This is a genomic window from Jiulongibacter sp. NS-SX5 (assembly GCF_052828545.1).
The window spans coordinates 1,412,325-1,419,860 of sequence record NZ_CM128248.1 but is presented as its reverse complement, the minus strand read 5'-3'; the positions used below and the strand labels follow the sequence as shown (position 1 = coordinate 1,419,860).

1 protein-coding gene is annotated in these 7,536 nt (G+C 45.8%); it reads right to left on the bottom strand.

The features are described 5' to 3' along the window. Positions 1-268 precede the first annotated feature (268 nt). A complete protein-coding gene (locus tag ACUXV0_RS06415; protein WP_446192246.1) occupies positions 269-7,534 on the bottom strand; it encodes a choice-of-anchor D domain-containing protein in 7,266 nt (2,421 codons plus the stop codon). Positions 7,535-7,536 lie beyond the last annotated feature (2 nt).

Here is a 7,536-nt window from a genome sequence, read left to right as displayed (position 1 = left end):
ATATTGTCATTTACCTTGACTCAATCTGAGCTTCGTTTCTTAGGCGAAAGGGTATGGCCAAAGTTCGTATTTGTTTATACGTTTGTATTAACACAAATCGGCCAACCTTTGACTCATTTCAGTCAAATGGTTGCTTGGGTGCCTCTGAGGGTGCTTTTCAGCAGTAGCAATTAAGTTTTTTCAATTCAGGGATTATCCTTTGTCTTGAAAAACAATCTTCATGAAGAAAAGCAGACTATTCTTTTTGTTAGACAGCTGCTCTTCTTATTTACGGGCACACATTCTGAATTTTAGCTTCGAATACGGTGCCTGAATCAGCTTTAAAACCCGGTTTCAAAAGGATGCTGTTACCGGAGCGGTAATCCGACTGACCGTTCCCTGAAATCTGATTTCTAGCTTCAATCGTTTGTACTGCTTTGAAATCTTTGGTCTGACTGATCAGGTCATCATTTGGTGAGGTCAGCAGGGCGTTAGTTCCGATAATACTGAAAGCAGAAGCAGAGATTTCGGAGTTGACAATTGGCGAAGTGGAGACTACTTTGATCCTGTAGCCAGTCCCCGAAGTGATAGTCGCCGGAAGAGTACATGCAATGCTGTTTCCACTTCCTGAGCCAATCTGAGTCGGGTTTGTAAAATACCCGTTGGCATCAGAGAGGTAAACAATAAAGTTATTCCCAGCCTCAAAAGTACCTGTTGTACTAAAATAGACATTAAAACTGCCCTGAGCACAAAGAGCAGTGGCCGAAGGTTCAGTCAGGTTTATGCTTCTCTGCCCGTTAACAACCCAGAAACCAATGACATCAGGTCCCAAGATAATATTTCCCTGATTGTTTGGCTGGTCATAGCCTCTTGCAATAAAGGTGTAAAAATTGGTGCCGAGGTAGTCACCTGTTGCCATATTATTAGCTTCATACAAGGAATAAGGAGCCTGATTATCTTCAAAATACTGAAGATTAGAAGTACCGGATAGCTGTAGCCTTGTACTTGCCACCGTTACATTCGGTACGGCCAGTATAGTCACTGGTCTGTCAGAAATCTGGAATTCAGCATTTTGAGTCAAAGGAGCAATGATTTCCGGGTTAGCACCCCCATAGGCATAATAATAGCTGAACGCGGGAGTGGCATTTTGAATGGAGACGACTGTTGTCGCAGTCGCAGTACAGGCTCCGTTTACAACGGTGAGGGTGTACGTTCCCGCATCAGCGGTTGTGGCATTGGTTACAGGAGGGTTTTGCAGACTACTGCTAAAGCCATTAGGTCCCGACCAGTTATAGGTAGGCCCGCCTGTTCCGGTGAGCTGAACGGTTTCACCCTCCACATAAGGCCCTCCATTAGAGGCGGTGACATTCAATGGAATAGAGACGATATCAACTTCAGCAGAGGAATTCGCCGAACAAAGACCGGAACTGATGCTGAATGCAGAATAAAGTCCCGGCTGCAGATTACTCAAAACAAAACTTCCTGAACTCACAGTGACAGCAGCCGAAGATGTAATACTGTTTCTGGTATATCCAAGGGTATAACTACCGTCAGGCAACGAAGTGGAGAAAGTGATGCTGGCATCATTTAAGCCACAGGCCGAAGGTCTTTCGTAAGAAGTTACACCAATGGTTTGCGGAGTCTCGTCAGCCGTCACAACAGTTGTCGCCGTAGCAGTACAGCCATTAGTTCCTGTCACGGTCACGGTATAAGTTCCGGCAGCAGTGATGGTGGCTTGAGCCGTTGAAGCCGAATAAGCACTAGGTCCAGACCACGAATAAGAAGTTCCACCGGAAGCAGTTCTGGTGACTGAAGTAACCGCACAGGTCAGGTTATTCGTTCCTGAGATCGAAGGTGTAGGAGGAGTACCATCAAGGGTTACAACAGTTGTCGCCGTAGCAGTACAGCCATTAGTTCCTGTCACGGTCACGGTATAAGTTCCGGCAGCAGTGATGGTGGCTTGAGCCGTTGAAGCTGAATAAGCACTAGGCCCAGACCATGAATAAGAATTACCACCGGAAGCAGTTCTGGTGACTGAAGTAACCGCACAGGTCAGATTATCTGTTCCTGAGATCGAAGGTGTAGAAGGAGTACCATCAAGGGTTACAACAGTTGTAGCCGTTGCGGTACAGCCATTGGTTCCTGTCACAGTCACTGTATAAGTTCCGGCCGAAGTGATGGAGGCTTGAGCCGTTGAAGCTGAAAAAGCACTAGGCCCAGACCATGAATAAGAAGTTCCACCGGAAGCAGTTCTGGTGACTGAAGTAACCGCACAAGTCAGGTTATTCGTTCCTGAGATCGAAGGCGTGGGAGGAGTACTTTCAAGGGTTACAACGGTTGTTGCTGTAGCGGTACAGCCATTGGTTCCTGTCAGGGTCACGGTATAAGTTCCGGCAGCAGTGATAGTCGCCTGAGCCGTAGAAGCTGAATAGCCACTAGGACCAGACCATGAATAAGAATTACCACCGGAGGCAGTTCTGGTGACGGAAGTTACTGAACAGGTCAGGTTATCCGAACCGGTTATTGAGGGAGTAGGAGGAGTACCATCAAGGGTTACAACGGTTGATGCCGTAGCAGTACAGCCATTTGTTCCTGCCACTGTTACGGTATAAGTCCCGGCAGCAGTGATAGTCGCCTGAGCCGTAGAAGCCGAAAAGGCACTCGGTCCAGACCACGAATAAGAAGTTCCACCGGAAGCCGTTCTGGTGACAGAAGTAACCGCACAGGTCAGGTTATTTGTTCCTGAGATTGAAGGTGTGGGAGGAGTACCATCAAGGGTTACAACAGTTGTCGCCGTAGCGGTACACCCATTGGTTGCTGTCACGGTCACGGTATAAGTTCCGGCAGCAGTGATAGTCGCCTGAGCCGTTGAAACCGAATAAGCACTAGGTCCGGACCACGAATAAGAAGTTCCACCGGAAGCAGTTCTGGTGACAGAAGTAACCGCACAGGTCAGGTTATTCGTTCCTGAGATCGAAGGTGTAGGAGGAGTACCATCAAGGGTTACAACAGTTGTCGCCGTAGCAGTACACCCATTAGTTCCTGTCACGGTCACGGTATAAGTTCCGGCAGCAGTGATAGTCGCTTGAGCCGTAGAAGCCGAAAAAGCACTCGGCCCGGACCACGAATAAGAAGTTCCACCTGAAGCCGTTCTGGTGACTGAAGTGACCGCACAAGTCAGGTTATCCGTTCCTGAGATCGAAGGTGTAGGAGGAGTACCATCAAGGGTTACAACAGTTGTCGCCGTAGCAGTACAGCCATTAGTTCCTGTCACCGTTACGGTATAAGTTCCAGAGACAGTTATAGTCGCCTGAGCCGTTGAAGCCGAATAAGCACTCGGTCCAGACCACGAATAAGAAGTTCCACCGGAAGCAGTTCTGGTGACAGAAGTAACCGCACAGGTCAGATTATCCGTTCCAGAGATGGAAGGCGTAGGAGGAGTACCATCAAGGGTTACAACAGTTGTTGCCGTAGCGGTACACCCATTGGTTGCTGTCACGGTCACGGTATAAGTTCCGGCAGCAGTGATAGTCGCCTGAGCCGTTGAAGCTGAATAAGCACTCGGCCCTGACCACGAATAAGAAGTTCCACCGGAAGCAGTTCTGGTGACAGAAGTAACCGCACAGGTCAGGTTATTCGTTCCTGAGATCGAAGGTGTAGGAGGAGTACCATCAAGGGTTATAACAGTTGTCGCCGTAGCAGTACACCCATTAGTTCCTGTCACGGTCACGGTATAAGTTCCGGCAGCAGTGATAGTCGCCTGAGCCGTTGAAGCCGAATAAGCACTCGGTCCAGACCACGAATAAGAAGTTCCACCGGAAGCCGTTCTGGTGACTGAAGTAACCGCACAGGTCAGGTTATTCGTTCCTGAGATCGAAGGTGTAGGAGGAGTACCATCAAGGGTCACAACAGTTGTCGCCGTAGCGGTACACCCATTGGTTCCTGTTACGGTCACAGTATAAGTTCCGGCAGCAGTGATGGTGGCCTGGGCAGTCGAGGCAGAATAAGCACTCGGTCCAGACCAGGAATAAGAAATTCCACCGGAAGCAGTTCTGATCACAGAAGTAACGGCACAAGTCAGATTATCCGTTCCTGAAATCAAAGGAGTAGGAGGAGTACCATCAAGTGTTACAACGGTTGTCGCCGTAGCAGTACACCCATTAGTTCCTGTCACCGTTACGGTATAAGTTCCGGCAGCAGTGATAGTCGCCTGAGCCGTCGAAGCCGAATAAGCACTCGGTCCAGACCACGAATAAGAAGTTCCACCGGAAGCAGTTCTGGTGACAGAAGTAACCGCACAGGTCAGGTTATTTGTTCCTGAAATAGAAGGCGAAGGAGGAGTACCATCAAGGGTCACAACAGTTGTTGCCGTAGCGGTACAACCATTGGTTGCTGTCACTGTGACGGTATAAGTTCCGGCCGCAGTGATAGTCGCCTGAGCCGTTGAGGCCGAATAAGCACTTGGTCCAGACCAGGAATATGAATTACCACCAGAGGCAGTTCTAGTGACGGAGCTAACTGCACAAGTTAGATTATCAGTTCCTGAGATGTAAGGTGTAGGAGCTGTGCCATCAAGGGTTACAACGGTTGTTGCCGTAGCAGTACAGCCATTGGTTCCTGTCACGGTTACGGTATAAGTTCCGGCCGAAGTGATAGTAGCTTGAGCAGTAGAAGCCGAATAAGCACTCGGTCCAGACCACGAATAAGAATTTCCCCCTGAAACAGTTCTGGTGACTGAAGTAACCGCACAAGTTAGATTGTCCGAACCGGTGATTGAGGGAGTAGGTGGAGCGTTGATCGTAACACTAACACTAGAGCTGTTTGTACATGATCCTGCGGTGGTGTATGTAACATTGTACGTATTTGGGGTACTTGCCGAGAGGTCAATTTGACCTGAACTGGGATTAAGACTCAAACCTGCTGGTGATGCTGAGAATGTACCACCATTAATTCCAGTTATAGTAGGTAAAGGGTCTGAGGAATATGTACAATAGGATGAGGATGAATAGCTGAATCCGGCATCATCTGTACTTGTAACATTAACTATAACTGAGCCGCAAGATGACGGCGTAACACAGCCACCTTCCCCTCTTATATAGTAAATCGTAGAAGGCGAAGAAGGTGTAACTTCAAAGGTGCTGCTGTTAGTTGTTCCTACTTGGGTGCCTCCACATGAGCCCGTATAAATGTGCCAATTGGTGGCATCATTTAATGAACCTGCAATATTTAAAGTAGCTGTACTTCCAGTACAGACTGTTGAAGGGCTATAAGTTATTGTTGGAACTGAAGGACTGGTACATGGAATAACTCCGTTCCCTTGCACAGCGAAATCATAAACTGCCTCATCTGAGTCATTATTGTTGACTGTAATAGTTGCAGTTTTTAATCCAACCGCTGCCGGATCGAATGTAACATCAAAGGTGGCGGTGCCTGAAGCGGAAATTGTTGTCGGTATATTACTAACTACAAATTCGCTACCATGAGCACCACTTGAAGTTATGCTTGTAATATTGAGAGTTGCCCCACCCGTGTTCTCAATTGTGAAGGTATTGGTATTGCTACCTGAGGCTACATTGATTGTTCCAAAGTCTGTACTATCAGATAAAGAAGGACTATTGGCACCATCGGTTATGTTTTGGCCATTTCCTTGGAGGTTGATTTCCGGGCTGTTATTAAAATTGAAAGGTACGATATGTGTGCACGCTCCTCCAATTGGGGTGATTTTAGCATACAAAGTCTGTGTTCCAACCGGCAAACTTCCGTTAGCTGTAAAAGTATTCGGTGCAGTGAAGCTGCCAGCCGAAATGGTGGCCAAGTTGTTTGTAAAAATGCCATCTATTGTGCCATTGAATGTACCACCATAGGTAAAAATGGGGATAGCATCATTAATTACTACAGCGGAGTCTGTTGTGTTTGTAAAGCTACCAGATCCTGAGAATGTAGCGTATTTGAAAGTCCCTTTGTTCGTAAAAGTACCCGAGTTCTCAATGTCATTATTCACAAAAAAATACCCTCGGTTTATTACTTCATCATTAGTACTAATATCAAAAACACCTTGAAAAATTAGTATTTGGCCGCATTCATTATTAATAAATTCGTCGCTTGTGCTAATAGCTGTTGTTCCAACGGCGTTGTTTTTGCCGATTTCGATTAATCCAGAATTTAGGATATCTCCAGAGCCAAAACCTCTAAAACCCTCCGTATTAGAGCTATCTATAGTCAAAACACCTGTACTGCTATTTATTAATTCACCACCATTAAAGAATCCATAATCCCCCACAGAGGCATTTCTACCAATAGTTATGCTACCTGTATTAGTGACATTACCAACTCCATTATCAAATCCATATAATGTAGAATTATCAATTCCGATGGTTCCACCAGTATTTAAGAGCTCTCCCCTATTATTAAAGCCAATAGAACCGACGGCAGAATTTCTGCCAATCGAGACTTCACCGAGGTTATTAAATTCACTGAATGCGTCATTTCTTAATCCAATACTCGTAGTATTCTCTATTCTGATGACGGCTCCGGCATTATTAGTAATGTCCTCTTCATTATTAATACCATAGGATCCTGCAGAGCCTCCGGTACCTATGTTTAACAGTCCATTATTAGTAAAAACACCTTCATTATAAAAAGAAGTATTGGAGGAAGGAATACCCACACTTTTAAAGCCATTTATTGTTAGCACGCCAGTAGATGCAATTGTAAAATTCGCATTATGCTGAATTTCCACCGAGTTAGCTACCGCATTATTGACATTTACAATGGCTTGAAATGGGGTTCCCGAGGGAATAACAATATTATTAGTGGCCGATGGCAGACCATTTGGAGACCAGTTGCAAGCATTGTTCCAGTCTGTACTAACAGAGCCGTACCAGGTCATATCTTCGGTGGCCGTAGCTACAGAAGCACAGGAACTTGTGGAAGTCCCCAAACTATAACAAATAGTGCCATTAAACCTTCTTGCACCAATAGATATACCAAATGGATATAATTTCCCATAGCCCTCAAAAATAGTCAGATTAGAATCTGAAATTAAAGTATCACCAGGAGCGGTACCAGCTGCATCTGTATAGCGTATTCCACCAACGTAATCAGAATTTGTAATGTAGAAGGCATATCGCTCCCCAGCAGGAATGGTAAGATTTATAGGTATCGGCAGATGAGTAGGCACATTATCTCCGCTTGAGGTAAGATTCTCTACACTACCTATCAAAGTCCATCCAGTGGAGTCTGCATCATGACCAACAAAACTCCCCGGGCGATAATAGATTTCATAATTTGCAGTAGTTCCAACGTATAGTGAGGCATCAAAGTGGTTAATGGTGAGCGTATCGTCTGCCACTACATCAAACATAATTCCACGCTGCCCATTATCTCCATCATAAGGCGTAGCCAGCTCAGAACCTGTACATCCACTGGAAATAGTTGCTGTTGAAGAACCCTTCTTCTTTCCTAATAATGTAGAACTTTGTGGGTCGTCTGCATATTGGCTAAAGCTGGTAAAAGCCACAAAAATAAATAGAAAGATTAGGTATAGTTTTCTCATAT